This window comes from Pseudoalteromonas sp. P1-25 (assembly GCF_001401805.1).
GTDB lineage: Bacteria > Pseudomonadota > Gammaproteobacteria > Enterobacterales > Alteromonadaceae > Pseudoalteromonas.
On sequence record NZ_LKDW01000035.1, the window covers coordinates 17,356 to 43,477 of the forward strand.

The 26,122-nt window shown below is 40.3% G+C and carries 28 protein-coding genes; 9 read left to right on the forward strand and 19 right to left on the reverse strand.

The window, feature by feature from the left end:
* Together AN393_RS16895 and AN393_RS16900 are read right to left on the reverse strand one after the other, a co-directional pair.
* Positions 1-1,176: a GGDEF domain-containing protein gene (locus AN393_RS16895; RefSeq protein WP_055018712.1), complete on the reverse strand. Its 1,176-nt coding sequence runs from the start codon at positions 1,174-1,176 to the stop codon at positions 1-3.
* Between the two features lie 130 nt (positions 1,177-1,306).
* The gene (locus AN393_RS16900; protein ID WP_055014390.1) at positions 1,307-2,200 is read right to left on the reverse strand and encodes a TIGR01777 family oxidoreductase; all 894 of its coding nucleotides are present in this window, start codon (positions 2,198-2,200) and stop codon (positions 1,307-1,309) included.
* A gap of 170 nt (positions 2,201-2,370) precedes the next feature.
* Here AN393_RS16900 and AN393_RS16905 point away from each other — a divergent pair, with 170 nt between their 5' ends.
* A complete protein-coding gene (locus tag AN393_RS16905; protein WP_055018713.1) occupies positions 2,371-3,405 on the forward strand; it encodes an AI-2E family transporter in 1,035 nt (344 codons plus the stop codon).
* Between the two features lie 99 nt (positions 3,406-3,504).
* Here the strand turns inward: AN393_RS16905 and AN393_RS16910 are convergent, their stop codons facing one another.
* From AN393_RS16910 to AN393_RS16930, 5 genes are all read right to left on the reverse strand, one after another.
* Positions 3,505-3,909: a hypothetical protein gene (locus tag AN393_RS16910; RefSeq protein ID WP_055018714.1), complete on the reverse strand. Its 405-nt coding sequence runs from the start codon at positions 3,907-3,909 to the stop codon at positions 3,505-3,507.
* Complete coding sequence (locus AN393_RS16915; protein ID WP_055018715.1) at positions 3,896-5,233, reverse strand: ATP-binding protein; 1,338 nt, start codon at positions 5,231-5,233, stop codon at positions 3,896-3,898. Before AN393_RS16915 ends, AN393_RS16910 begins: the two co-directional genes overlap by 14 nt.
* Positions 5,227-5,901, reverse strand: coding sequence for a response regulator transcription factor (locus tag AN393_RS16920; protein ID WP_004586804.1), 675 nt, complete (start codon positions 5,899-5,901; stop codon positions 5,227-5,229). Before AN393_RS16920 ends, AN393_RS16915 begins: the two co-directional genes overlap by 7 nt.
* A gap of 3 nt (positions 5,902-5,904) precedes the next feature.
* Positions 5,905-6,168: a PepSY domain-containing protein gene (locus AN393_RS16925; RefSeq protein WP_055018716.1), complete on the reverse strand. Its 264-nt coding sequence runs from the start codon at positions 6,166-6,168 to the stop codon at positions 5,905-5,907.
* Between the two features lie 155 nt (positions 6,169-6,323).
* Positions 6,324-6,626, reverse strand: a complete 303-nt coding sequence (locus AN393_RS16930; RefSeq protein WP_055014415.1) for a YciI family protein — start codon at positions 6,624-6,626, stop codon at positions 6,324-6,326.
* Between the two features lie 186 nt (positions 6,627-6,812).
* Between AN393_RS16930 and AN393_RS16935 the strand changes: the two genes are divergently transcribed.
* Positions 6,813-8,237, forward strand: coding sequence for a sodium-dependent transporter (locus AN393_RS16935; protein WP_055014385.1), 1,425 nt, complete (start codon positions 6,813-6,815; stop codon positions 8,235-8,237).
* A 61-nt stretch (positions 8,238-8,298) separates the two neighbouring features.
* Here AN393_RS16935 and AN393_RS16940 read toward each other — a convergent pair whose 3' ends face one another.
* Positions 8,299-8,940, reverse strand: coding sequence for a CPBP family intramembrane glutamic endopeptidase (locus tag AN393_RS16940; RefSeq protein ID WP_055014384.1), 642 nt, complete (start codon positions 8,938-8,940; stop codon positions 8,299-8,301).
* Positions 8,941-9,007: 67 nt separating this feature from the next.
* On the reverse strand, positions 9,008-9,583 hold the full coding sequence (locus AN393_RS16945; RefSeq protein WP_055018717.1) for an inner membrane-spanning protein YciB: 576 nt from the start codon (positions 9,581-9,583) through the stop codon (positions 9,008-9,010).
* 172 nt (positions 9,584-9,755) lie between these two features.
* Here AN393_RS16945 and AN393_RS16950 point away from each other — a divergent pair, with 172 nt between their 5' ends.
* On the forward strand, positions 9,756-10,025 hold the full coding sequence (locus AN393_RS16950) for an HU family DNA-binding protein (RefSeq protein ID WP_055014382.1): 270 nt from the start codon (positions 9,756-9,758) through the stop codon (positions 10,023-10,025).
* Positions 10,026-10,418: 393 nt separating this feature from the next.
* Positions 10,419-10,997: a type 1 glutamine amidotransferase domain-containing protein gene (locus AN393_RS16955; RefSeq protein ID WP_055018718.1), complete on the forward strand. Its 579-nt coding sequence runs from the start codon at positions 10,419-10,421 to the stop codon at positions 10,995-10,997.
* 69 nt (positions 10,998-11,066) lie between these two features.
* On the opposite strand, the gene trpA is transcribed toward AN393_RS16955, so the two are convergent.
* The 6 genes from trpA to AN393_RS16985 are packed head-to-tail and all read right to left on the reverse strand — an operon-like array spanning position 11,067 to position 17,655.
* Positions 11,067-11,888: a tryptophan synthase subunit alpha gene (gene trpA / locus AN393_RS16960; protein WP_055018719.1), complete on the reverse strand. Its 822-nt coding sequence runs from the start codon at positions 11,886-11,888 to the stop codon at positions 11,067-11,069.
* Positions 11,885-13,069 (reverse strand): tryptophan synthase subunit beta, encoded by a 1,185-nt coding sequence (trpB, locus tag AN393_RS16965; RefSeq protein ID WP_055014414.1) that lies wholly within the window; start codon positions 13,067-13,069, stop codon positions 11,885-11,887. The genes trpA and trpB overlap by 4 nt, the downstream gene beginning before the upstream one ends.
* A gap of 7 nt (positions 13,070-13,076) precedes the next feature.
* Positions 13,077-14,441, reverse strand: a complete 1,365-nt coding sequence (gene trpCF / locus AN393_RS16970) for a bifunctional indole-3-glycerol-phosphate synthase TrpC/phosphoribosylanthranilate isomerase TrpF (protein WP_055014379.1) — start codon at positions 14,439-14,441, stop codon at positions 13,077-13,079.
* Positions 14,434-15,471, reverse strand: a complete 1,038-nt coding sequence (gene trpD, locus AN393_RS16975; protein WP_055014378.1) for an anthranilate phosphoribosyltransferase — start codon at positions 15,469-15,471, stop codon at positions 14,434-14,436. Before trpD ends, trpCF begins: the two co-directional genes overlap by 8 nt.
* An 11-nt stretch (positions 15,472-15,482) precedes the next feature.
* Positions 15,483-16,085, reverse strand: coding sequence for an aminodeoxychorismate/anthranilate synthase component II (locus AN393_RS16980; RefSeq protein ID WP_055014377.1), 603 nt, complete (start codon positions 16,083-16,085; stop codon positions 15,483-15,485).
* Position 16,086: 1 nt separating this feature from the next.
* Positions 16,087-17,655 (reverse strand): anthranilate synthase component 1, encoded by a 1,569-nt coding sequence (locus tag AN393_RS16985; RefSeq protein ID WP_055018720.1) that lies wholly within the window; start codon positions 17,653-17,655, stop codon positions 16,087-16,089.
* A 448-nt stretch (positions 17,656-18,103) separates the two neighbouring features.
* Between AN393_RS16985 and rnm the strand changes: the two genes are divergently transcribed.
* The 3 genes from rnm to AN393_RS17000 are packed head-to-tail and all read left to right on the forward strand — an operon-like array spanning position 18,104 to position 20,426.
* Positions 18,104-18,958, forward strand: a complete 855-nt coding sequence (rnm, locus tag AN393_RS16990) for an RNase RNM (RefSeq protein WP_055014375.1) — start codon at positions 18,104-18,106, stop codon at positions 18,956-18,958.
* Positions 18,955-19,575: an L-threonylcarbamoyladenylate synthase gene (locus AN393_RS16995; protein ID WP_004586789.1), complete on the forward strand. Its 621-nt coding sequence runs from the start codon at positions 18,955-18,957 to the stop codon at positions 19,573-19,575. Before rnm ends, AN393_RS16995 begins: the two co-directional genes overlap by 4 nt.
* Positions 19,576-19,580: 5 nt before the next feature.
* Positions 19,581-20,426, forward strand: a complete 846-nt coding sequence (locus AN393_RS17000; protein ID WP_055014374.1) for a ScpA family protein — start codon at positions 19,581-19,583, stop codon at positions 20,424-20,426.
* 183 nt (positions 20,427-20,609) lie between these two features.
* Here the strand turns inward: AN393_RS17000 and AN393_RS17005 are convergent, their stop codons facing one another.
* Together AN393_RS17005 and AN393_RS20485 are read right to left on the reverse strand one after the other, a co-directional pair.
* Entirely contained in the window at positions 20,610-21,476 is an 867-nt protein-coding gene (locus tag AN393_RS17005) for a transporter substrate-binding domain-containing protein (RefSeq protein WP_055014373.1), read from the reverse strand.
* A gap of 131 nt (positions 21,477-21,607) precedes the next feature.
* On the reverse strand, positions 21,608-21,775 hold the full coding sequence (locus AN393_RS20485; protein ID WP_024033460.1) for a hypothetical protein: 168 nt from the start codon (positions 21,773-21,775) through the stop codon (positions 21,608-21,610).
* Positions 21,776-22,144: 369 nt separating this feature from the next.
* Here AN393_RS20485 and AN393_RS17010 point away from each other — a divergent pair, with 369 nt between their 5' ends.
* Positions 22,145-22,690 (forward strand): dienelactone hydrolase family protein, encoded by a 546-nt coding sequence (locus AN393_RS17010; RefSeq protein ID WP_055018721.1) that lies wholly within the window; start codon positions 22,145-22,147, stop codon positions 22,688-22,690.
* Here the strand turns inward: AN393_RS17010 and AN393_RS17015 are convergent.
* Positions 22,687-23,487: a hypothetical protein gene (locus AN393_RS17015; RefSeq protein ID WP_055018722.1), complete on the reverse strand. Its 801-nt coding sequence runs from the start codon at positions 23,485-23,487 to the stop codon at positions 22,687-22,689. The two genes, AN393_RS17010 and AN393_RS17015, sit on opposite strands and share 4 nt — an antisense overlap.
* 167 nt (positions 23,488-23,654) lie before the next feature.
* Between AN393_RS17015 and icd the strand changes: the two genes are divergently transcribed.
* The gene (gene icd / locus AN393_RS17020) at positions 23,655-24,905 is read left to right on the forward strand and encodes an NADP-dependent isocitrate dehydrogenase (RefSeq protein WP_055014370.1); all 1,251 of its coding nucleotides are present in this window, start codon (positions 23,655-23,657) and stop codon (positions 24,903-24,905) included.
* A gap of 12 nt (positions 24,906-24,917) precedes the next feature.
* On the opposite strand, the gene AN393_RS17025 is transcribed toward icd, so the two are convergent.
* Positions 24,918-25,349 carry a hypothetical protein gene (locus tag AN393_RS17025; protein WP_055014413.1) on the reverse strand — a complete coding sequence of 144 codons (432 nt, stop codon included), beginning with the start codon at positions 25,347-25,349 and terminating at the stop codon, positions 24,918-24,920.
* Between the last annotated feature and the right edge of the window lie 773 nt (positions 25,350-26,122).

A 26,122-nucleotide genomic window follows, 5' to 3' on the forward strand; every position in this document is an offset into this window, starting at 1 on the left:
TTATGTGCATACGGATTTTTTACTTATAAACGGGTTTTGTGCAGATTTATATATGACTTTGTCGCGTCCTGTGGTTTTAGCAATATACAAGCGCTTATCTGCCGCACTAAGTAGCGATTTAAAAGAGCTTGTGTACGTATTGCTGCATGCAACCCCTGCGCTTATTTTTAAACAAATGGTGTTGTCGAAATAGCTAAAAGGCTTATTTTTAATGTTTTTCCTGAGGGTGTTTGCCGCGCTCTGCGCCTCATTTAACGTACAGTGGCTAAGTAAAATAGCAAACTCTTCGCCGCCAACACGCGCGGTAACCGCGCTCTTAGAAAAAAGTGCTGCAATATGCTGTGCAATCCATTTTATTGCTTCATCGCCTGCATCGTGCCCATATTCATCGTTAACACGCTTAAAAAAGTCTATATCGACCATGATTATGCTAATAGGGTGTTCGGCATTATTTTTACTAAATAACGTATTGGCAATTGCATTTAAGCCGCGTTTATTTAATAGCTGGGTTAATGGATCGCGATTAGCGAGTGAGTTGAGCGTATGCTCTGTATTGGCAAACACTAAAAAAGGCAGCAATAGGGCGGCGCTGGTGGCAAGCATTAAGTGCACGCTCAAAGTAAATTGCAAAACAGAGGTAAAGTTAAAGTTTATCGCAGTAACAAACGGCAGCAGTAATAAAACTCCCTGTATTAGCATAACGAGCGCATGCAGTAATAGGCAAAGCAATAACATACGTTGTTGTAATTTTGCTATAAAGCTGGCGTTTAAAACAATATACGAAGCATACACAAATAACCCTGCCACAGTTAAACTGACCAATATTTGCTCTGCTGCAGTGTTGTAAACTGCGAGTAAAAATACCGCAGCCACAATGAGTAAAGAGCTAACTTGCCTGCATGTGCCTTTATTTAACGGATTGAGTGCTTTTAATCCCATAATTAAAAAAAGTGGGCAAGCAATAATAAATAGACTGGCAAAATAATGGGTAATAAACGGCCATGCAATGATCACGCGTAAGCTTGCGCATAGAATGGCGAATGTAAAGGTGACACAAGCAAGGCCCAAATATAAAAAGCTTGTTTGTTTTTTATATTGATAAATAGAGACAAAATACAGCCCGATTATAAGGTTTAAAATAAAAGAAAGGCTTATAACGGTTGGTAAGTGCAGCATAGAAAAGTTCTTTTATTATTAAATGGCTACTTTAAATTATGGCGAGATACTAAGGCTTACATTGATTACAACAGCTTAGCTTTAAGTAGTATTTTATAACCTTTGTAAGGTGTATCTATGCTGAATCCCCTTATTTTATTAAGCTGCTTAATGCAGAGTCTATATCTGTAAAATGAAAACGATAGTTATGCGCTAACGCTTTTTTGGGTATTACATACTGCCCTGTTGTAAGCAAATCTGACATTTCACCCATTAACACTTTTAGCACTGGGGTTGGCATAGTGAGAGCGGATGGGCGAGACAATGCTTTACCCAAGCTTTTGCTAAATGTTTTATTGCTTACGGGGGCAGGAGCAGTCGCATTAACAGGCCCAGATACCTCTGTGTGCTTAATAATAAATAAAATAAGCTGAATCATGTCATCAATATGAATCCACGACATACCTTGCTCCCCATCGCCAATGGGACCACCTGCAAAAAATTTAAACGCAGGAAGCATTTTACTTAACGCGCCGCCATTTTTGCTTAAAACAATGCCCGTGCGTAATAAGCACACCCGTGTTTTGTCACTTTGTGCTTTTAGTGCTGCGTGCTCCCACTCTTTACAGAGTTGATGGCTAAATTCATCATTAACATCGTTAGTGTCTTCGTCTACTGGGGTATCACCTTGGCGGCCATAATAGCCAATGGCACTACCAGATATAAATGTAGCCGGGGGCGTGGTGCAATTTAAAATAGCATCGCTGAGTTGCGTGGTAAGATTTATCCTACTGTTTTTAATTATTTGTTTTTGTGCCTGTGTCCAACGTTTGTTGACGATAGGTTCGCCGGCTAAATTAATCACGGTATCTACATGGTTAAAATTAACCTCATCAACGGTGCTTACTACATCAATATTATGGCCAAGCAATACATGAGCTTTGGTTTTATTTCGGCTAAGTACCGTTACTTTATGGTGATGTAGCAAAAATGGCGTTAGGTGTTTACCAATTAGACCGGTGGCGCCTGTAAAAAAAATATGCATAAAAACCTTACCAAAAATAAGTGTACGATTTGTTTAAAATGTATACTATTTAAACTATCTTAATGCAAATTATTACGTTAACTAAAAAACAACGATCACTTTGTAAATATTTCATTTAATTAGTTTTTGCCTTACACTAAAGCGAATTTCATAAGAAAAGGATTGGCGCGTTGGCAAGTTTAACTGGCGTAAATAAAAGTTTAATAATATTTGCCGCACTGGTGGTTGTATTAGCCGGTATTAAGGCCGCAAGTGTTATTATTATCCCCTTTATTTTGGCAGCGTTTATTGCCATTGTATGTAATCCGCTGATTAAATTCTTTGGCCGATATCGTATCCCCAAAGGGGTTTCTGTAGTTATTGTGGTGCTTATAATTGTCGGCTTAGGTGTAAGTTTAGGTGGCTTGGTAGGACAATCAGTTAACGACTTTTCTCAGCAACTTCCAGAGTATAAAGCCCAGTTAAAAGAAGAGTTTGTATGGTTGGTCGATCTTGCATCGCAATACAACATTTTAATCGACAGAGATCAAATTCTCTCTATGTTTGACCCAGGTAAAATGGTCGATGTAGCCACTAATATGCTTACCGGCTTAGGTGGCGTAATGGCAAATATGTTCCTGATTATTTTAACTGTTGTATTTATGCTATTTGAAGGCCCTACGCTTAGCAAAAAAATCCACATGGCACTTGCCGACCCAGATAGAAAAATGGAGCAAATAGACCGCTTTTTGGCTTCTATTAATTCATATTTAGCCATTAAAACATTGGTGAGTTTAGGCACCGGTGTGATTGCTGCGCTGTATTTATGGATTTTAGATGTTGACTACTTTGTGTTGTGGGGAGTTTTAGCCTTTATGTTTAACTATATTCCTAACATAGGCTCTATTATTGCCGCAGTACCCGCCGTATTGTTAGCACTTATCACACAAGGCCCCCTAACTGCAGGCCTCGTAGGCGCAGGGTATCTAATTATTAATACGGTAATGGGTAACATTGTAGAGCCTAAATTTATGGGTAAAGGGCTTGGGCTTTCTACCTTAGTGGTGTTTTTGTCGTTAATATTTTGGGGCTGGTTATTGGGGACTGTAGGTATGTTGCTATCAGTACCGCTAACTATGATTGTTAAAATAGCTCTTGAGGCAAGTGATGAAGGGCGGTGGGTCGCCACGCTACTTGGTACAGGTCAGTCGATAGACGAAAAATAATATCTAATTGTTTCCATAGCTTAAAATGACGTGTTTGATAAATCTAAAAAAGCGATTAATACGCAGTATTAATCGCTTTTTTATGGGGGATACCCCTTATTAAAGTGGTTTCTTAAGTACTTGCGTAAACTGTTCAATAAGCGCAAGTTCACATAATTTGTAATCAATAGCAGCTTGGCTGGCATTAGGTAGCTTTAATAAATAGCGCCATTGGCAACTTGATTCAATATACTTTTGGTGGTTGTCCACGCTGCGTTTAAATAGCATCAGTATTTGCGTGTTTCCGCTTTGTTCTTCTAGTTTAGTGAGTTCATATTTACGTTTTTGAATCCATGTCCCTTGATTGTACTTAGCCTGATTTATTTGCGTGTCTAAACACTGCGTGTAACGTTTGGTTTGACTTGGCGTTGCGTTTTGCGCAAGCGTGCACTGAGCTTGTGCGTTGGCATTGCCACTTAAAGCTAATAGGCTTGCAAGTGTGATTAGAAGGCTATTTTTTATCATTGTAATTAAACTCTAAAATAAATTGTGCGCCGCCCAAGGTATCAGACTTATTAATGGTTAAGTGCCCGTTATAAGATTTAACCAAGTCAGAGACTATCGCCATACCTACACCGTGGCCGCTTTCGTAAGTATCAAGGCGGGTACCACGGGTTAATAAAGACTCGCGCTTATCCTCGGGTACACCAGGTCCATCGTCACTAATGCCTATGCACAGTGTTTTACTTTGAATGACTTGTATTTCTACTTGCGAGCGACACGCTTTACAGGCGTTATCAATTAAATTACCCAGTAATTCCATTAAATCTGTTTGGTCACCTAAAAAGTAATCTTTATCGGTCACGGTGCAATTAAATATAATGTCTTTATCGCGGTATACCTTAGCCATTGCACTTAAAATAGAGTCAATAACAGGTTTAACTGGGGTTTGTTTTTTCCATGTATCTGAGGCGCCAGTAGCGGCACGCTTTAACTGATGCTCGATCATCACATTAATTCTATCAAGTTGCTCTTGGGCATCGGCATCATTAGCAAGCGGGCTTGATTTTAATACAGCAAGGGGGGTTTTTAATGCATGTGCTAGGTCACTTAAAGAGGCTCTGTAGCGCTCTTTTTGACGCTGCTGTGATTCTAGCAGTAGATTTAAATCTGATTTGATCGTTTGCAGCTCTACAGGGTATAAGCCTTTAATCTCTTGAATATCGCCCGACTCAATGGCTTTTATTTCTTTATCAAGACGTTGTAATGGTCGGCCGCTCCAAATAAACCCAATTGCCATTAAACCGGCAATCGCAATACCCATTATAAACATCCAATCGACTAAGGTTTGCTTAAAGCCATCCATTAACCTTAGCAATGCATCGTTTCGTTTGAGTAATATAAAACGTGCCTGCTCAGATTGATCAATATTATTTAAAATGACCGTTAGGCTTAATTGCCAATAAACCGCATTGTTATAAACCACGCGTCTAAAGTCGGCTGCACCTGCTTTAGGCTCTATGTACTCGGGTTTAAAGTTCACGTTTACTGCAGACTCTGAGTGCCACACAGGTACATCATCGCGGTAAATCATTGCGTAGGTATCTGAATTTAAGTTATTAAGCTCAGGCGTTAAAATTGTGCTGGGCATAATAATGCCGCGCTCAGTAAAGTCGACTTCAGAAATAAGGGAGTATAAGTGGGCTTCTAGATTTTTTTCGGTGGTTTCGACTAATGAGGCGTAATACGCTTTCCCAATCGAGTAAAACAAAATAGGCAGTGCCACCAATAAAACAAAGACAAGGATAAATCCTTGCCTTATTTTAAGCGATATTTGCGATGCTACCACTGACTTTTAAGCCTGTAACCACGCCCACGTAGTGTTTCTACTGGGTTTAATGTGCCTTCAGGGTCTAATTTTTTACGCAGACGAAGTACAAATACTTCGATAACGTTAGAATCAAGATCGAAATCTTGGTCGTAAATGTGCTCAGTAAGTTCTGATTTTGAAATTACTTTTTGCGGGTTAACCATTAAATACTCAAGTACTTTGTACTCATAGGCTGTAAGGCTAAGTTCTTTGTCGTTAACCCATACTTGTTGCGAGCGAGTATGAATTTTAATTGGACCCGCTGTCATTTCTGGATTTGCTTTACCCGCACTGCGGCGAATAAGTGCGTTACAACGCGCAATTAATTCTTCAACATGGAACGGTTTGGTTAAGTAGTCGTCAGCACCTGCATCTAGGCCTTCAACTTTGTCTTGCCAGCGATCGCGCGCCGTTAAGATTAAAATAGGAATAGTCACGCCCTGTGCACGTGCTTTATTGATTAGCTCAATACCGTCAATTTTTGGTAAGCCTAAATCAACCACCGCCATATCTAGCGGGTATTCTGTAATATGGAATAGGCCAGCTTCACCATCGTGACATAAATCAACACTGTAACGTTCTTTCTCTAAAGCATTACGTAGGTTGTCTGCTAAGTGTAAATCATCTTCTATAACTAAAATTCGCATTTGCTAATCCTTTTTCACTTCGCCGGTTTTTTTATTTATATGTAAATCAACGACGTGGCCGTCAGATTTGAGTATACGTACAGTATAAAATTTTGCTTGTTCTGTAATTTTTAAGGTTTTACCGTCAGTTTCTTCTTTTGCAAGTATTACGGCTTTCTTTTTGCTGATCTCAGTTTTTTTAACTGCTTTAATAGCAGTTGTATTTGCGTGTACGGCGCCATTGACGCTAATACAGGCAATTAAACCAAGGGTTAATAATACACGCATGACGGGAACTCCTAGATCAAACCCAGCTATTCTAATTAACTAAGCTACTAAAACTCAAGTAAAAACGTCCAATATGCGCTTTTACATCCGCCAGCTTAATTAATTAGCAGTGAACCAACCCTGAATTAAATAACGTTTTAAATTCAGGGAGTTCGTTACGCCGGTAATACTTTTTTATATGGTTTTACAACGGTGTTTGCGTAAACGCCGGCTGCAACGTAGGGATCTGCTGCTGCCCATTCACGTGCTTTTTCAAGAGATTCAAATTCGGCAATGACCAATGAGCCTGTAAATCCAGCATCTTGCGGGTCTTCACTATCAATTGCTGGTAGTGGGCCGGCAACAAATAAACGGTTTTGAGATTCAAGTTCGCTTAGGCGTGCTAAGTGGGCGGGGCGGGCTTCTTTTCTTAGCGGTAAGCTGTTTTCAACGTCGGTTGAGTAAATCATGTACAACATAGTCATTCTCAAAAAAATGTTAAGTTTAATAACGCAAATACTAGCACAACGTTGATAGTTGGTGAACAAATTACCGTTAAAGCTAGGTTTACAGTTATTAATTATTTTTAGTGGGTAATTGCTTGAAAAGCGCGGCACAACACTGGTAGAGTCGCTTGAATAACTTAAAAATAACAAGGTTAATACATGAGCAATAATAGAGAGCACTTTAGCTCCCGTCTTGGCTTTATACTGGCTGCAGCAGGTTCGGCAGTAGGTATTGGCAACTTAGTAGGTTTTCCTGTTTCAGCAACTAAAAATGGTGGTGGTGCATTTTTACTTGTATACGCTTTGTTTGTTGCTTTTATTTGTTTACCGGTAATGATGGCTGAAATGGCTATGGGTCGTAACGCGCAAAAAGATCCACTAGGTTCTTACAAAGCGCTGGCAAATAACGATAAAAAATGGAAGTTTGCTGGCTTTTTGGCAGTATTAACGCCGTTTATGATTGCCGTATTTTACATGGTTATTACCGTGTGGATCTTTGGTTACTTAAGCCAAACTGCCATGGGTAATTTAGATGCACTGGCCGATCCGAATCATTTTGGCAGTTTTATAAATAGCTACACTGTTTTTGGCTACATGGCTGTGGTAGTTATTATTGTTAACCTTATTTTATTGGGTGGGGTTAAACAAGGCATAGAAAAAGCCGCTAAGTTTTTAATGCCGGCTTTATTTGTTATGTTGCTTGCCCTTGTTGCGTATGTATTAACGCTTGATAACGCCATGGCGGGTGTTAAATATTATGTTATTCCTGATTTTTCTAAAATGAGCGCCAGCGTCCTTAATGGTGCACTAAGCCAAGCGTTTTTCTCATTATCGTTAGGTATGGGTATTTTAATGACGTACGCCTCTTACATATCTAAAAAAGATGACATTGTTGGCAGTGCAAAAATGGTCGCTATTACCGACTCATTAGTGGCATTTGTAGCTGGTTTAATGGTGCTACCGGCAATATTTAGTTTTGATCCAAGTACTGACCCAGCGGCACTTTCTGATTCGTCTGTATCGATGATATTTGTATACTTACCTAAAATTTTATTAGCACTACAAAATGACATTGGTTATTTTGGTGCATCAGCCGTGGCGTTTTCGTTCTTTTTATTAGTGTTTTTTGCTGCGATTACCTCGCTTGTATCAATTGTAGAAGTACCTACAGCAACCCTAAGTGACCGTAAAGGGATAAGCCGTAAAAAAGCCTTAGGTATTTTAACGCTAGCTACAGGTGTATTAACTATATTATGTACTATGTCGTTTGGCATGGTTGATAGCCTAACGTCGTTTACGAGTTACGGCAGCGGTAATAAAAGCTTTTTTGATATTGTTTATGATGTATTTTACGACACTATATTGCCATTTAATGGTTTAATGGTGTGTTTATTTGTTATGTATCGTTGGAAAAAAGCGCGCCTAACAGATGAGTTAAGCCAAGGCTCACCAAATTACGCCGGCAGCTTTATGGAAAAATACGTTAACTTTTCGCTTTCTACGTTTATTCCGGTTATTTTATTAGCCATATTTATAAACACAGTAGCGACTAAGTTTTTTGCCTTTAAGTTATTTGGATTTTAGGCTAAAAAATTGCCAAAAGCCGCGTATTAACGCGGCTTTTTTTGTTGTTGAAAATAGCGGCTTAGCTTATAGCCCCTGAGTCTAGAGAACTGCCAATCCCCAGTGTAAACATCCACAAGCCCCATAAACTATGCTCAATAACACACACTATGGTTGAGCGGCTTTGCGCATAGGTAAACGAGAATAATAACCCGCCTAAAAATGCTAAGCCTACAGCCACCCAATTAGCATACACAATATGGGCAAGGGCAAACACTACTGCGCTTACCACTATACGCACTCTTTTTTTGGGCATAATGCGTTTATAGCGATGAAAAAAGTAGGTTCTGAAAATTAGCTCTTGTGGTAATACCGATAGCAGCGGGTATAGGAGTAGTAAAAGTAACCAGTTATAAAATGAGTGCAGCGGCATATTAAACCAGTTTTCTTGATGAATAATGCCGTAAAACACGCCTGAGAAAAGCGCGCCTAAAAAAAAGAAACTAAATAAACGCCGCTTTACTGCAGAAAACTGCCCCAGGCTTGTGAGTCTAAATCGCTTAAAGTGGGGGTCGTTCAGTAATAACATGCAGCACACGGTCATTAAAACAATCAGTGCGGGTATAAGCCAGTTAGCTAGGTAACTACGAAGGGTAAAGCCTATTAAAGGCAATAAAACAAATATGAGGGTAAATTCAAACCAGCGGTATTGATTGGCGTTCAAGGTCGTCTCTGATTGATTTTTTTTACACGCTATCAAGCAAAGACGACATTTTTATGACGAAGATGTTTTACTTTGCAGGTTCCTCTTCATCAGGGAAGTACTTATACAAAGCAAAAATAGTGATCAAAATACTCACAAAGGTAATTGCCATTAAGCCAAACACTTTAAAGTTAACCCAAAAATCGAGTGAGAAATTATACGCAATGTAAATATTCAGCACCGCAATACCTGCGGTTATGGTAATCCACATTAAGTTAAGTTTATTCCACACAGGTTCTGGCACTTCAATCGCCTGTTTAGAGTCGTTAGCGTTTTCGAGGATTGAGCTAAGAGCTTTTTTAACAAGATTTTTATTCAGCACGTAGCGGCTAATTAATAAGGTGAGGCTTAAGCCGGCGTAAATTAGCGTGGCTTTCCATTTTATATATTGTTCATCGTGGAGTACTAAGGTTAATGTGCCAAATACCGCTGCAATAGCAAAAAATAACCATTGGCGAGTAGGTACATGGCGGTGCTTAAAGTAGCTATACGCAACTTGAATAAGCGTAGTGACCATTAAAAGGCCGGTTGCCCAATAAATATCAACTAATTTAAATACCGCAAAAAATAATATTAGCGGGATGTATTCAATCAATGCGTGCATATACTACCTAAATTATACAAAAAGAAGTCAGAGAAGTTTTTACCACATAACACTAGGCAACTACAAGGTTGACTTGTTGCTCTGTAAGCCTTAGCCTGCGTGGCTTTATTTATTCATCATCATATCCCCACGCTTAACCAATACTGATTAAGTGTGCATTTAGGAGCCTACAATGAACAAAGCACAACTTGTTGCCAAAATGGCAAAAAGCAGTGAGCTTACAAAAAAAGACACACAAGCAGCACTTACAAGTTTACAAAAAGTAATCACTAAATCGTTATCTGAGGGCGACCAAGTACAAATAAGTGGATTTGGTACATTTGCATTAAGCTACTACCCAGCACGTACTGGGCGAAATCCTCAAACAGGCGAAAGCATTGAAATAGAGGGCGCTAACAAAGCCGTATTTAAACCTGCCAAAGCATTAAAAGATCGCCTTTAAGTAGCAACTTGCATAGACCGCTACCAGTACCAGAGACTAGTGCCTGCAACCCATACTTGCTAATAGCCCAGTTACCTTTTTAGGTTTAGTTAGCGCTATTAATCACAAAATTATAGTTCGGCGCATCCCGCTAATAGGGTGCGTCTACAAAATAAATACCCAGTTTTTAGTTAATGCCTAACTACTTCATCTTATAAGCAAAGCTTGTGTGTTGTTTTTTATATGCACTTTTAAATTAAGCTATGTAGATTATTCAAACCCTCTAAATGATTTACATAGCTTTGACAGCTTGAATTTACATTATTCATAATTTTCAGTACCTTAAGTTTGGCATTGCTTATGCTTTTAATAGGATGATTAAAACATTTTATTTAACGCAATAAGGAGATCTCTATGTCTACATTACAATCAAGCACACGATTACAAGGTAAAAAAATTGCTATTTTAGCCACTGATGGCTTTGAGCAAAGTGAGCTATTATCTCCACGTGATGCTTTACTAAATGCTGGCGCTGATATCGATATTGTGTCGGTAAAAGAGGGTGAAATCACCGGTTGGGACGAAGATAAATGGGGCGAAAAAGTAAGCGTAGATAAACTTGTTACAAATGCCAGTGCCAGCGATTACGATGCGCTTATGCTGCCAGGTGGCTTATTTAACCCAGATACGTTACGCCAAGATAAGCACGCAAAAGCGTTTATAGACGGTTTTTTTGGCGCTGAGAAAAATAAGCCTGTTGCAGCTATTTGTCATGCACCTTGGTTACTTGCCGAGATTAATAAATTACGCGACCGTACCGTTACATCATTCCCGAGCATTAAAAGTGATTTAATCAATGCGGGTGCAAACTGGGTTGATGAAGAGGTGAGTGTAGACCAAGGGTTAGTAACAAGCCGCAGCCCAGCAGATTTAGAAGCATTTAATGCAAAATTTATTGAAGAAATTTTAGAAGGTAAACATCAAGCTCACTAAGCTTGCTAAGTTAGGTTTTAAAAAAAGGGCATTTTAAATGCCCTTTTTTATGCGTAAATTGTAAGCATTTTACAATGTGGTTGCCGCTTTCATATCAGCTACAAACGCTTTTAACTGTGCGGTCATCGCGTCTAAATCATTAAGGTTTGCTTCAATAATCTTAACCACGGCTGAGCCTGAAATAGCACCTGCTGCGCCTGCTTTTAAAGCGGCTTTTACATCATCGGGTGTAGAAATACCAAAGCCTAATAAAGCAGGGGCTGCATGGTATTCTGTTAATTTAGTAACAATATTGCCTGCTGGCATTTGCGCTTTTGTATCGGTACCGGTAACACCCGCACGCGATAATAAATACGTGTAACCACGGCCATAAGATGCACATTGGCGCAGGGTATCGTCATCGGCATTAGGTGTGGCAATAAATATAGGGTCTATACCATTTGCCATGGCTGCTTTTCTAAACATTTTAGACTCGTGCAGTGGTACATCTGCAACTAAAATAGAATCTACGCCTGCTGCTTTAGCATCTTTATAAAATGTTTCTAATCCGCGCTTAAACACAAGGTTTGAATACAGTAATAAACCAATAGGAATATCTGCATTGTAATCGCGTATTTCTTTAATAATATCAAAGCAATCTTGCGTGTTAATGTTTACATCTAACGCGCGAATATTAGCGGCTTGAATAACAGGGCCATCAGCGATTGGGTCCGAAAACGGAATACCAAGCTCTAGTGCATCAGCGCCACCGTCAATTAGGCTTTTAATAATCGCAATACTTTGCTCTTTACATGGGTCACCAATGGTCACAAATGGCACAAATGCACCTTGTTTTTGTTCATTAAGTGCAGCAAAAGTTTTACCGTAACGATCTGTATTTAACTGGCTCATAGTTGACCTCCTTGTGATAAAACACTGTGTACGTGGGTTAAATCTTTATCGCCACGGCCACTTAAGTTAACCACTAAAATGCTTTCTTCTGTTTGTTCTTCGGCGTATTTAAGCGCATAAGCAAGGGCATGGCTTGATTCTAAAGCTGGAATAATACCTTCGTTTTTAGCAAGTGCTTGGAATGCATCAAGGGCTTCTGTATCGGTAATACCGACATATTGAGCACGGCCTGTTTCGTGTAAAAACGCATGTTGTGGGCCTACAGCTGGGTAATCAAGACCGGCAGATACTGAGTATGACTCTTCTATTTGACCATCATTATTTTGCATAATGTACGTATAGGTACCGTGCAGTATACCTTTAGTGCCTTTACAAATTGTAGCGCCGTGCTCGTGGGTATCTAGCCCTTTACCTGCAGGCTCCACACCAATAAGTTTGACACTTGGCTCGTCTATAAAGTCAGTAAACATACCAATGGCATTAGAGCCACCGCCAACACACGCAAGTACGGCATCTGGTAAGCGACCTTCTGCTTTTAGTACTTGTTGTTTAGCTTCTTCACCAATCACTTTTTGATACTCTCGTACAATTGTTGGGAATGGGTGAGGACCCGCTGCGGTACCAAGTAAGTAGTGAGCGTCTTGGTAGTTTGCAGACCAGTCGCGTAGCGCTTCGTTTACTGCATCTTTTAAAGTACCAGAACCTGCGGTTACCGGGATAACCTCTGCGCCCATTAGTTTCATTCTAAATACGTTAGGCTGTTGACGCTCAACATCTTTAGCACCCATATAAATGCGGCATTTTAAGCCAAGTAATGCACAGGCAAGCGCTGTTGCCACGCCATGTTGGCCCGCACCCGTTTCGGCAATAACTTCTTTTTTACCCATACGCTTAGTTAGCAATGCTTGACCAAGAACTTGATTGGTTTTGTGTGCGCCGCCGTGTAATAAATCTTCGCGCTTAAGGTAAAGTTTTACCTTAGGGTTTTTAATTAAATTACGCGTTAATGTGAGCGGCGTAGGGCGACCGGCATACTCGTTTAATAGCTTTGTAAACTCAGCCTGAAACTCAGGGTCTTTTTGTGCTTTGTTAAATTCGTTTTCTAACTGCTTAAGCGCAGGGACAAGTAGCTCAGGTACAAACATACCGCCAAACTCGCCAAAATAAGCTGGATTTTGCATTATAACCTCAATAATTTCTGATGCTTGTAAAAGCATTTTGTAATTTGATAGGGCACTTTTTACCCGCAGATTCTTCAACGCCTGAATTTAGATCAAGGCCCAGGGCACCTTGAGAAAGTGCGTCTTTTATATTGTCTGGATTTAAGCCACCCGCTAGCATAAAGGGGGTTGTTGCATCTTGCAGTACCGCCCAATCAAATGCTTTACCTGTCCCACCGGCTTGTGTATCGCTGTGTGTATCGTATAGGTGGCGGTCTACGCCTTTTACGGGGGGTGGCAATGTATCTTTAATTGCCTGTGCTTTCCAAATTTCACACCCTTTAGGTAACTGTGTACGCAGTGCTGCAATGTAATCGTCAGTTTCTTGACCGTGTAATTGTACTGCGGCCAGTTTTAGTTCATGCGCGTATTGTACCACTTGCTGCTCGCTTGCATTAACAAACACGCCCACAAATTTAAGTGGTGCACTTTGGCTTAGTTCAATAGCGCAATCTAAGTCAACATAACGAGGTGATTTAGGATAAAAAATGAGCCCACCGTAGATAGCTCCATTGTTATGAGCGGCTTGAACGTCTTGTGTTCGGGTTAAACCGCACACTTTGTTATCACCTAAAATCACTTTTTTACAGGCTTGCTCTAAATCGGCCTCAGCCATTAAAGAGCTGCCAATTAAAAAGCCATCGCATAACGGCGCTAAACGTTTAACATCTTGGTGGGTATAAATGCCTGACTCGGAAATAACCACTTTATCTGCAGGGATGAGTTTACGTAATTTTTCGGTGGTGGCTAAATCCGTGCTTAAATCGCGAAGGTTACGGTTATTAATACCAATAATTTGTGCATCAAGTGCAAGGGCGCGGTGCACTTCTTCTTCGTTACTGACCTCGGTTAATACCGACATCTTAAGCGAGTCGGCGACTGCATGTAGTGCTTTATATTGCTCATCATCAAGCACTGAGAGCATTAATAAAATAGCATCGCCGCCATAAATACGTGCCATGTACACTTGGTATTCGTCTATAAAAAAGTCTTTACAAATAAGAGGTTGCTCGACTTGGCTACGTACAAATTCTAAATAATCAAAGCTACCTTGAAAGTATTTAGCATCAGTCAGTACGCTCATGCAGGTAGCGTATTTTTTATAAACAGAGGTGATCTCAGTTAAATCAAACGGCTCTCTTATTAGCCCCTTTGAAGGCGATGCCTTTTTACATTCTAAAATAAATTGCGTTCCCGGCTTTGCCAGCGCTTCATAAAAGCTGCGGCTAGTTGGCACTGCTAGGTGTTTAAAGCTCTCTAGAGGGCGCGTGGCTTTGCGCTCTATGAGTTCTTGTTTTTTATCAGCAACGATTTTGTCTAATACATTAGCCATGACTTACCTCAATAATTGCATTTAATGTGTTCATGGCTTTGCCTGAACTGAGTAATGTGTGTACCTGTTGTGCGCCTTCTTTTAATGACTGTACTTTACCGCTTAGGTATAAAAGTGCAGCCACATTGACCGCGATTGCAGCATTGTGCGCATCACTGCCTTTACCTTGTAAAATAGCAAGGCTTGCATTTGCGTTGTATTGTGGGCCTTCACCGGCTAGTTGTTCAAGTGAATAGTTTGCAAGGTCAAAGTCGCTTGGGTTTAATGTGTACTGGGTTATTTCGCCATTGTTTAGCTCAACTACATTGGTTGGGCCGTGCAGGGCTATTTCGTCAGTGCCAGAACCATGCACTATCATTGCGCGCTGAGTGCCTAATGTTTTAAGTGTTTGTGCCATTGGCATACATAAAGACTCATCGTAAACACCCAGTAATTGCACTTGTGGTGCAGCAGGGTTAGCAAGTGGGCCCAAAATATTAAAAATAGTCCGTGTTTTCAGTGCAGTGCGTACGCCCATCGCATGGCGCACACCACTGTGATAATGCGGGGCAAACAAAAAGGTAAAATGTGTTTGCTCAAGGCAGTGTGCAGCCTGTGCTGGGCTCATATCAATATTAATACCCAATGCTTTTAATAAATCAGCAGAGCCCGAGTTACTCGATACGCTACGATTACCATGTTTTACCACATTAATACCTGCGGCAGCGGCAACAATAGCCGCGGTAGTACTAATATTAATTGTGTTTGAGCCATCGCCCCCGGTGCCACAGCTATCGGAAAGTTGCGTACTTGAGGTTTTAAACGCCACTGCGTTTTGACGCATTGACGCAGCAGCACCAGCGATTTCATCGCTTACTTCGCCTTTCATTTTAAGGCTAATTAACAATGCTGTGAGCTCTATTTCGCTCATGTTACCTTGCATTATTTGGTTAAATAATGCGTTTGACTGGGCATAGTTTAACGACTTGCCTTGAATAAGTTGCTCAATAGCGTATTGAACATTTATGGTCTCTTGTGTTTGTGTACTCATAATGTCCTCTATTAGTTGGTGCGCGTTAAGTACGCAACGCTTTGTTGAAGTAGCATTGCACCATTTGGCGTCAGTATTGACTCAGGATGAAATTGATAACCTAATGCTTTATCGTCGTGGTGATATATGGCCATAGGAATATCGTCAAATTGTGCAATTACCTCTATATTTTCAGGTACTTTGGTTGCCATTAATGAATGGTATCGCGCTACAGGCATAGTATTGCCCATTCCTTCAAACACCGGGTGCGGGTTTAAATTAATGATTGATGACTTACCATGTACGGTTTCGCCCGCGTGGCCGATTACTCCACCGTAACTTTGGGTAAGTGCCTGTTGCCCAAGACAAATGCCCAGCATGGGGAAGTGACCTTTAGCCAGTTCGATTAATTCCATTAAGCAACCTGCATCACTTGGTGCACCAGGCCCTGGCGAAAGCACTAATAATACTTGCCCTTTCTCTTGGCGCATTTTATTAAAAATAACCTCTGCGCTTATATTATTTCTGTATACCACAAGCTCACAGCCCAGCATGGTTAGTTCATCAACAAGGTTGTAGCTAAACGAATCAAAGTTATCTAAAAAGTATATTTTCATTGGGTTTGCTGTACTCATTTTATACCGCCTTATAAGTTGATTTTATGGCGGTGATCACCGCTTGGGCTTTAGCGCGGGTTTCGTTCGCTTCGGCTTGCGGATCAGAGTCGTACACAACGCCAGCACCTGCTTGTACATAGGCGGTATTATTTTTTACAAACGCTGAGCGAATAACAATGCAGCTATCCATTGCACCATCGCCGGTTAAATAACCTACCGCGCCACCGTAGCTGCCACGGCGTTTGCCTTCGGTTTGGCGTACAAGTTCGGCGGCACGCACCTTAGGAGCGCCTACCAGCGTGCCCATGTTCATACACGCTTGGTAAGCGTGAAGTGCATCAAGCTCTGGCTTTAATGTGCCCACCACACGAGAAACCAAGTGCATGACTTGCGAATAGCGGTCTACTTTTAATAGCTCTTTTGCATGGCGCGTACCGGCTACACTTATGCGTGCCACATCGTTACGGGCTAAATCAACCAACATTAAATGTTCAGCACGCTCTTTTTGATCGTTTCTTAGTTCAAGTTCAATACGGCTGTCTAAATCTGGGTTGATTGCCCCATTGGCAAATTTTCCGCGTGGACGAGTACCGGCAATAGGGTAAACTTCAACTTGTTTGCTATTTACTTCGTACTTAAGTGCCGACTCAGGAGAGGCACCAAATAAAGCAAATTCTTCATCGCGCATATAAAACATATAAGGGCTTGGATTTTGCTTTTTAAGCTGGCTATATGCGTGCAATGAATCAGGACAGGGCAGTGAAAATGTACGCGAAGGCACAACCTGAAAAATATCTCCATCAACTATGTTCTTTTTAAGCTTAACTACTTGTTCGCAGTAAGTTTCATCGCTTATATCAACATTTACATCGCAGGTGCCTGTTTGCATAGGCGCACTAAATTCTTCAGCTTTGTCGCATAAGGCATTTAATCGTTCAAGTTCTTTACCTACCTCAAAACAATTAGCGTGTACGTCTGGGCCATTAAATACATTACCAATAAGCTCAGTAGTTTGCTTTTGATGATCGATAACCACTAAGGTTTCGGCTAAGTAAAAAACGTAGTCTGGACAGGTGTTTTCGCCATCGGGAACGTCGCTTAGCTGCTCAAAATTAGCCACCATATCGTAGGCAAATACGCCACCTAAAAATACCGAAAACGGGTTTTCGGTGGTGCTTTTGATACTGTTTATACAGGTGCGTAACGCGCTAAATGCATTGTCGGCAACCAGTTTACTTGCCTCGTCAATGTCGTTTGAGCAGCCTTTGTAAACAAGGGTTAGGTTGGTGTCGGTTAAGGTCGCATCGCAGCTTTGTACATTGTCTCTTAAATACGGCAGTAACTGTTTTCCGTTATTAGATTGAGCACTTAGCGTCACGGTTTTACCTTGGCATACAATGCGCAGTGCACAGTCAACTAAAATTAAGCTTTTAACACTGTCTTTAGAATCAATTTCGGCTGATTCAAGCAGTAGCGAGTTAGGCTTATCAAGTGCAGCATAAAGTGCAAGTGGGCTACTAATGTAGTCGCGTACTTGCGTTATGCTAGTAACTTCGCCTGGTGTGGTAGTTATATGACTAAAAATCAAATCTCATTCCCTCAAAAAATAAAACCCCGCAATGCCTTGGCAGTGCGGGGTTTGAATAACGATATCTAAATTACAAACAGATCATTACCGTCCCGCTATATCAGGCGCCACCACCAACGATGTGTAAGAGTAAGACCGTTATTCATGTTTTTTTGCCTCAAAATAAAAAATTAAATACGTAAAATTTAGTTATAAAAAAACCCGCATTATGCGGGTTTTGAATTTTTGCTAGACACGACAATTCATCACCCAAAAATTATGAGTGCCACCACCAAATAGTGTGTTGAATTGAATTGATCATTATTTTTAATTCTTAATGTGTCTTAAAGTGGCTACAGTAAAACGTATTTAGCGCTTTTGTGTCAAGTGTTTATTTAAAACAATTTAGTCAAAAAAGTTGTTATACTTATATAAACATTCATTCCCCTTAAATTTAAGCAGTTTCCTTTTGATAAAATACGATTTACACAGTCATACAACACATTCAGACGGGCAGTTAACGGTTGAGCAATTATTAAACCGGGCTGTAGAAAAAAACATTGATGTGTTTGCAATAACCGATCACGACACTGTGGCTGCTATTGCGCCGGCAAAAGCGTATATCGAAACCCAAAACCTACCGCTTAAGCTTATATCTGGCGTAGAAATTTCTACCAAGTGGGAAAGCTTTGAAATACATATTGTCGGGCTAAATATTGATATAAATAACACTGCCCTTACATCGTTACTATTGGCGCAGCAGCAAAAGCGGGATGAGCGCGCGATTGAAATTGGTAAAAGGCTGGCAAAAAACGGCTTTGATGGTATTTATGAGCAAGCCAAGGCGCTGGCAGAAAACGCCCAAATTACCCGTGCTCATTTTGCGCGTGCATTAATAGAGCGAGGGGTGGCTAAAAATTTTCCTGGAGTATTTAAAAAGTACTTAGGGCGCAGTAAAACAGGTTACGTACCTAGTGCTTGGTGTGATATGCAAACAGCCATTAGTGCCATACATGCTGCAGGTGGCGTTGCCGTACTTGCACACCCAGGGCGTTATCAAATGTCTAATAAATGGTTACGTAAGTTACTTGTGCAATACAAAAGTGACGGGGGCGATGCCATGGAAGTTGCACAGCCACAACAAGCGCCCACTGAACGCCAATTTTTAGGGCAACTGAGCCAAGAGTATGGTTTACTGTGCTCGCAAGGTTCTGACTTTCATTTTCCAACTAGTTATTTAGAGCTAGGTAAAAACTTATACTTACCCAAAGACTGCCAAGGGGTTTGGCAAGTGTGGGAAGGGCAAGAAGGAGCATTATCATGAGTCAATTAATTCATATTCACCCAGCAAACCCACAGCCACGATTGATCAGCCAAGCGGTTGATATTATAAAACAGGGCGGGGTTGTTGTTTACCCAACAGATTCGGGCTATGCCATAGGATGTAACCTCGGTAATAAGCAAGCAAAAGAGCGTATAGAGCGTATCCGTGGTATAGAAAAACACCATAACTTTACGCTGGTATGCCGTGATTTGTCTGAGCTTGCAACGTATGCCCGTGTAGATAACCAAATGTTTAGGCTTATTAAAAATAATACGCCAGGGCCATACACCTTTATTTTTAAAGGCACAAAAGAGGTGCCAAAGCGTTTATTAAACGATAAGAAAAAAACCATTGGTATGCGCGTTATAGAACACCCTATTGCATGTGCATTACTTGCAGAGCTTGGGGAGCCGTTAATGTCGTGCTCGTTAATTTTACCGGGAGAAGAGTTTACAGAATCAGATCCAGATGAAATTTTAACGCGTTTAGATAAACACGTCGATTTAATTATTGACGGCGGACACCTTGCAGAGCAAGCAACCACGGTTATTGATCTATCAGAAGATGATATTCATATTTTGCGTGTAGGCTGTGGCGACACCAGTCCGTTTGAGTAACCTGTGTGAGTGATACAACACCGAGCGTTGATAATACTCAAAGCGAGCCAGTGCAGCAAAAGCTGCCACTGGCTTTTTTGCATGGCAAAGCCGTTGTAGATAAACCCGAAGATTTATACATTCCGCCCGATGCACTTGAAGTTATTTTGGAAACCTTTGAAGGCCCGCTTGATTTACTGTTGTATCTGATAAAAAAGCATAAGTTAGATGTACTCGAACTCTCTATTTTTAGCATTACTGAGCAATATGTCAGTTATGTAGAAATGATGAGTGAGTTTCAGTTAGAGCTTGCCGGTGAGTACTTAGTAATGGCCGCGTTATTGGCGCAAATAAAATCGCGTCTGTTATTACCTGTACACGAGGAGCTCGAAGAAGAGGAAGACCCCCGCGCAGAGCTAATTAAGCGTTTAAAAGAATACGAACAGTTTAAAAAAGCAGCCGAAAATATAGATGCCATTCCCCGCGTAGGCCGTGATATTTTTGTAGCTAATGCAACTATGCCGGTTATTGAAAATACCGCTCAAAACCTGCCAGAGCTTGAGTTAAAAGATTTAATGTTAGCACTGAGCGACGTGATGGCGCGCGCCAAAACATTTGAGCATCACCAAGTAACAGCTGAAGCACTCTCTACACGGGAGCGGATGAGCCAAATTTTAGCCCAGCTGAGTAACGCTAAAAAAGCACTGCCGTTTAGCGATTTATTCACCCTTAGTGAAGGCCGAAGCGGTGTAGTGGTGAGCTTTATTGCTATGCTTGAGCTTATAAAAGAAGGTTTAATAAGCTGTTTGCAAGTCTCACCTGATAGCCTAATTTATATAAACCTCACCGATACACCCAACAGCACCATTTAAAAGCATGAATGTGAAATTTACCGATGATGATACAGACACAATATCGGCTAACTTTAATTTACATGGCGTAACTAAACGCATTACGTTTGAATTAGGTAAACTAGCTAGGGCAAGGTCTATGAGGCGGCCACCGTGCTGATGTTGAGGGCGAAATGAGTTTAAAATCGGCCGCTTAAGGGGGTATTATAATTTAGGCGCGTCGTTTTTGCTTTTTGTAGCGTGAATTCTTGATTCTAATAAGGGTTTTAAATGCGCTGGTAACCAGCGTAACATGACTTGGTGGTATTGCTCGGTTTGCTTAATTTTTTTTAATTGTTCATCTAATAGTTGAATATTTTTAGCGCCTTGTTCATTTTTAGTGCAGCCAATATAGCCATAGCTCAACGGTGGCGCTTCAACAATCGCTCGCTGAGTGAGATTTTCTTCAAAGTACATAGATTTAGCTAAGTAATGATGCTCGCTTGGGTAGCCTAATAAAATATCTAAGCGCTTTAAATTAAGCATATAAGTAAGGCTTGCTAAACTATTTCGTGTTGGGCGAATAACAATATCAACATCGGGGGTGTTATTTATTACACTATCGAGTTGTTCGCCGTATGAGCGGTTCATAGAGACACCTAACGTGAGCTTTTTCTCTGCTAATAAATCATACAATGACACCGCTTTATCGCTAGGCACTTCAAGCGAGTCTGCCAAGCCTTTGTGCATAGCAATAGAGGGTGAGAGCCCTGTAGTTGAACTTTGTTCGCTAAAATGAATAAATTGTTCTCTAAATGCATTTTTATAAAGTGATAGGGCGCAATGTGTGGCTGATTTATTGGCTAGTTCTTGCGTAACTTTGCCAGAGGGGATAACAAGGCGATTAAACGTGATGTGAGGAAGTTGTTGTTCGAGTAAGGTTATAACGCTTTCATCACGGCCCTGGTGTTGGTATTTTCCATTTAAAATGTAATAGGGCGCAAAGTCGTGCGTTAGCCAGTTAATAGTGTGGGCGTAACTCGGTGAAGAAATACTTAAATAAAAGGTGATACACAAAAATGCACGGAGCATTACTACAACAACCTAAAACATCGAAAGTATTGCTATTGTAGTCAATTAAGTGCAACAAAGTAAAATGCCAGCTACAAAGCTGGCACATTTTTTTAACATTAACTGTCTGGGCAGTTAATTTCTCGCAATGATTAGTTGGCTTTTAACCATTTTACAAATTCGCGTGCTTCGCTTGCTTTTTGAAACATTGCGTTTTTCAAACCTTGCGTATCACTAAAAATAACACGTTGTTTGTTTACAGAAATTGATTGCACCGGATGGGCAATTTGGATCATAGATCCGTTGTATTTATAAGACATAATAAAACTCACTTTATTCTTGTTATTTACTCTGCGCTATTTTTTATAGCCAAATGCAGTTAATAAATTAACGATGTTGTGTTTAGCTTCATTACAGTGTTGACGATCTTTATGACACTTTTGCGATGATATAAAAAAATCATCAAGGTATTAATAGGGGTTCTCGCCGTACGATAACTTAGCTTTAAAATATACGTTTTGCGGGGCTTACTGGATCAGGGTAAAAAGGTTAACCGCGATGGTTTATTTAAACCAGAGGGGAAAGGTAACCTAAATTAAAAATGTGTGCAAGCTATTTATTTAAAAATTATTTATACTTAATTTTATCAACTGCTTAAACGCATGGATTTTAATCTTTAAAAGGTAAGTATGAATTACATAATAGTCAGTGATATTTATGGTTTAACGGCACCTTTCAAGCGGTTATTAGATAATATACAAGTCACTTCAGTGGCCATAGACCCCTACAATGGTCAGCTACAACTCATTGATAGTAAAAAATATTATTATAATAAATTTATAAATGACTGTGGTCATGATAATTATGCCGCAAAACTTTTAAATGTATTTAATAACCTTAAAGAGCCCACAACGTGCATAGGGTTTAGTGCAGGGGCAAGTGCTGCATGGCGTGCGCAGTTATTAACAGGCAATCCACACCTAAAAAAGCTGATCGGCTTTTACCCTTCGCAAATTAGAAATCATTTAGATATTTCGGCAAGAGTACCTTGCACGTTTATTTTTCCACATACAGAAATGCATTTTAATGTAGATGAAGTGATAAGTGCTTTAGCCAGTAAAAACCAAGTTACGTGTAACAAAACACCATTTTTACACGGGTTTATGAATGCGTACTCAGCTAATTACGATGGCAATGCGTATGATGAATATTGCGCACTTATTAAAAGCCTTTAAAGTGAATTTAACTGCGTTTTAGTAATAACAGGAAAGTCGATACGTGTATTATATTGTGCGTACAAGGTGGTAAAAATACTACTGCGCGAGAGCTTATCTAAATCTTTTATAAGTGTTTTGGCACTCGCGCGTGCAGTTCTGCAGCATTTTTGGTATTGCTTTATTACAGTAGCGACGCTTTTACCTTGCTTTTGAAGAGCTAAATCAGCCTCTGCAAAAAATGCAGCTCCTGTCCAATATACGCGCTGTTGTGCGCGCTGTTTCCACATATCACTTGAAAGCTTATTAAGCGGTTGCTGTTTTGTTTTGGTCTGTAAGCGTGCTCGCTCAAACCCTGCGTTCAAGCGCAGAACAAATTGCGCTTGGCTGATCACACCGCTGTCGCGCATTATGACGTTTTGCATGTAACTAGCAAACCCTTCGCTGAGCCAAAAGCCTGAGTAAGGCAGCAATGGTAGATATAAATGTGAAAGCTCATGGTAGAGCGTCCAATCTTTTGTAAAAGCATTTAAACTTGCATAGCGGTCAATATGCAGCTCTAAGCCATCTGGGTTATCGCGTTTTACACTTGCCCATGGCACGGGTTCAAAAGCAAAATATTGTGGCTTTAAATAAATAGGTAAGGTGCTTTGTTGTAATGGACCTAACGTATTTTGTGTTTTTGTAAGGCTTTGATTTATCCAAGTAGCCACTGTTTTTTGGCCCTTAGTCGTAAGCGAGTCTAAATTATGAATAACCACATCGACCGCTGAGACTTGCAAAGAGTAGGTTAACAATAATAGCCAAAAATACTTCATTTATACCCCCTAAATACGCGCTTTATACAAGACCCACTTTTCAATTAATTAAGCACATGTAATTTGCTATTTTTTTAACTAATATCAATTATAAAAAGCAAATTGCATACATGCACAAGCAAGCATGATTTAATCAACTAACACTATTTTTAGTATAGGTATTAAGCATGGCTTATCAGCATATTAAAATCCCTGAGCACGGACAAAATATTACTATTGATGCTAAAGGCCAGTGGCATGTGCCTGTAAATCCTATTATTGCTTATATTAATGGTGACGGGGTAGGGCAAGAGGTCACCCCTGCCATGCAGCATGTGGTCAATAATGCCATTGCACACTGCTACTGCGGGGAGCGAAAAATCCATTGGATGCAAGTATATAATGGCGAACAAGCAGCAAAGTTATATGATGGCGATTGGTTCCCAGAGGAGACGATTAATGCCGTGCGAGCCTGTAAAATAGCAATTAAAGGGCCGTTAACGACACCTCTTGGCGGCGGTTTTCGCTCACTAAATGTGGCGCTAAGGCATGAAATGGATTTATTTGTAAATATGCGCACTGTTAAAGGATTAAGTGCGTTGCCATCGCCGTTAAAAAATCCATTTTTAACTAACATAACAGTGCTTCGAGATAGCAGCGAAGATGTCTATTCAGGAATAGAGTGGCAAGCCGGCAGCGTTGAGAGTGAGAAAATGCTCGACTTTTTATGTGAAGAAATGGGGGTAACACGTCTAAGGTTTTCACAAGAGTGTGGCATAGGCATAAAAAATATATCTAAAGAAGGCTCCGAGCGCCTAGTACGCTATGCAATTAATTACGCCCTTAAAAATAACAGCGAATCGCTAGCGCTTGTCCATAAAGGGAACGTGCTTAAATTTACCGATGGCGCCTTTAAACGTTGGGGGTTTGCTTTAGCGCAAAATGAGTTTAGCGCTACCCCACACGAAAACGGACGCTGGCTTAAAATAGCACGCGCAAATAAACCGCCTTTAATCATTAAAGAAGTGATAGCCGATAATATGCTGCAGCAATGCCTAATGAACCCAGAGCAATTTGATGTAGTGGCAACCACAAATCAAAATGGCGACTTTTTGGCCGACATGCTTAGCGCACAAGTTGGGGGGGTAGGAATAATGCCTGCAGCCAATTTAAATAACGATGTGGCTTTTTTTGAGCCAACCCATGGCACGTTTGAGCGAATAGCAGGGCAAAACAAAGCAAATCCTAGCAGCAGTATTTTAAGTGGCGCTTTAATGCTTAAGTTTATGGGCTGGGATGAAGCAGCAACGCTGATTGAACACGCGCTCGAACAAGCACTCAAAAACGGTAATTTAACTTTTGATTTAGCGCAGAATAGCAATGACTCGATAACCCTAAGTTGCAGTGACTTTGCACAAAAGGTTATCGAGTATTTTTAAGCAGCTCCATTATTAGGCCGCTGTGGCTGTTTTTGCCTTGTGTACACATGGGCGATTAGTAAGCTGTGCAGCGCGGTGGTAAATATCGTGTGCATTAGGTTCATCACACTGCGTACCGCTAAGTGTATCCATTAATGCAACCACTATAATTGCTGGTACTTGGCAGCAGTATTCATCAAGTACGGCCTCGGTTGTTTGTGCATCTACATGACAAAGCGGGTGGTCTTTACGCTGGTATGCATGCAGTAGCGTATCTACTTCTAAAATGTCATCGGGCTGGTGCTTTGTTTTACGGCATTTACAACCAAACTCGTCAACCAAGGTCGCAAGTGCTTGGTATGTCTCTGCGGTATTGGTTTTAGTGCATAACTGCTGGGTAATAAACTGATGTAAATTAGCATCAATAAATAACCCGTCTTGTTGTGTGAAGCTTGATGTTGTCATAATCATTACTCTTAGTTTGTTGGCTTAACTTCACTTTAGCGCTAAGTGTATTATTTATGAAATTGTTGTTTTCAATAACTGATATTGATTTTATCAATAGTAAATGAAAGCTTACTAAAACTCACCTAGCATGCTTAATTAAAGTGGTGCAAAAACCTATAAAAATGCACAAAACTGGGACACACTAAATAATAGTTAAAAGCATAATTTAACTAGGTGTTTGATTTTAAATGTTTTTTATTTATGTGGAGGATTGGCATCAAGGTTGCTAAATATAAAGGGTAGGGTTCACTCCTATTTCTACGATTTCAAAAGCGCCATGGTATTTTCCCAAAGTTGAATACCATGGCGCTTTTTTATTTTTAAAAGAGCAATACGCATATAATGGTTGTGATAAAAACGACGAAATAAAGTTTATGATGCCAGTTTTTCTTATAATTTTTTCGATACTGTTTGATCATAATATCAACATCGTCTTTTGAAAAAACATGTTCACATCGGTAGCACTCTTGTATACCTTTTTTAATAAACGCACCACATTTTATACATCTATAAATATAGCTAAGGCGGCTGTCGCACAGGTAAGGATATTCTTTTTTATTCTTCATAATTGTTATTCATGTAAGCTTCTTTTTTGCTTTACTATTTTTTCTATGCCGTGCGCGACGGTTATACACCCTAAACTGTAACTCCCCCAAAAAATGAAACAGTTCATAAGTAGAATTTTCCATTAACGAAAATAGGAAAATTTACGATGAGAAAAAGCAAATTCA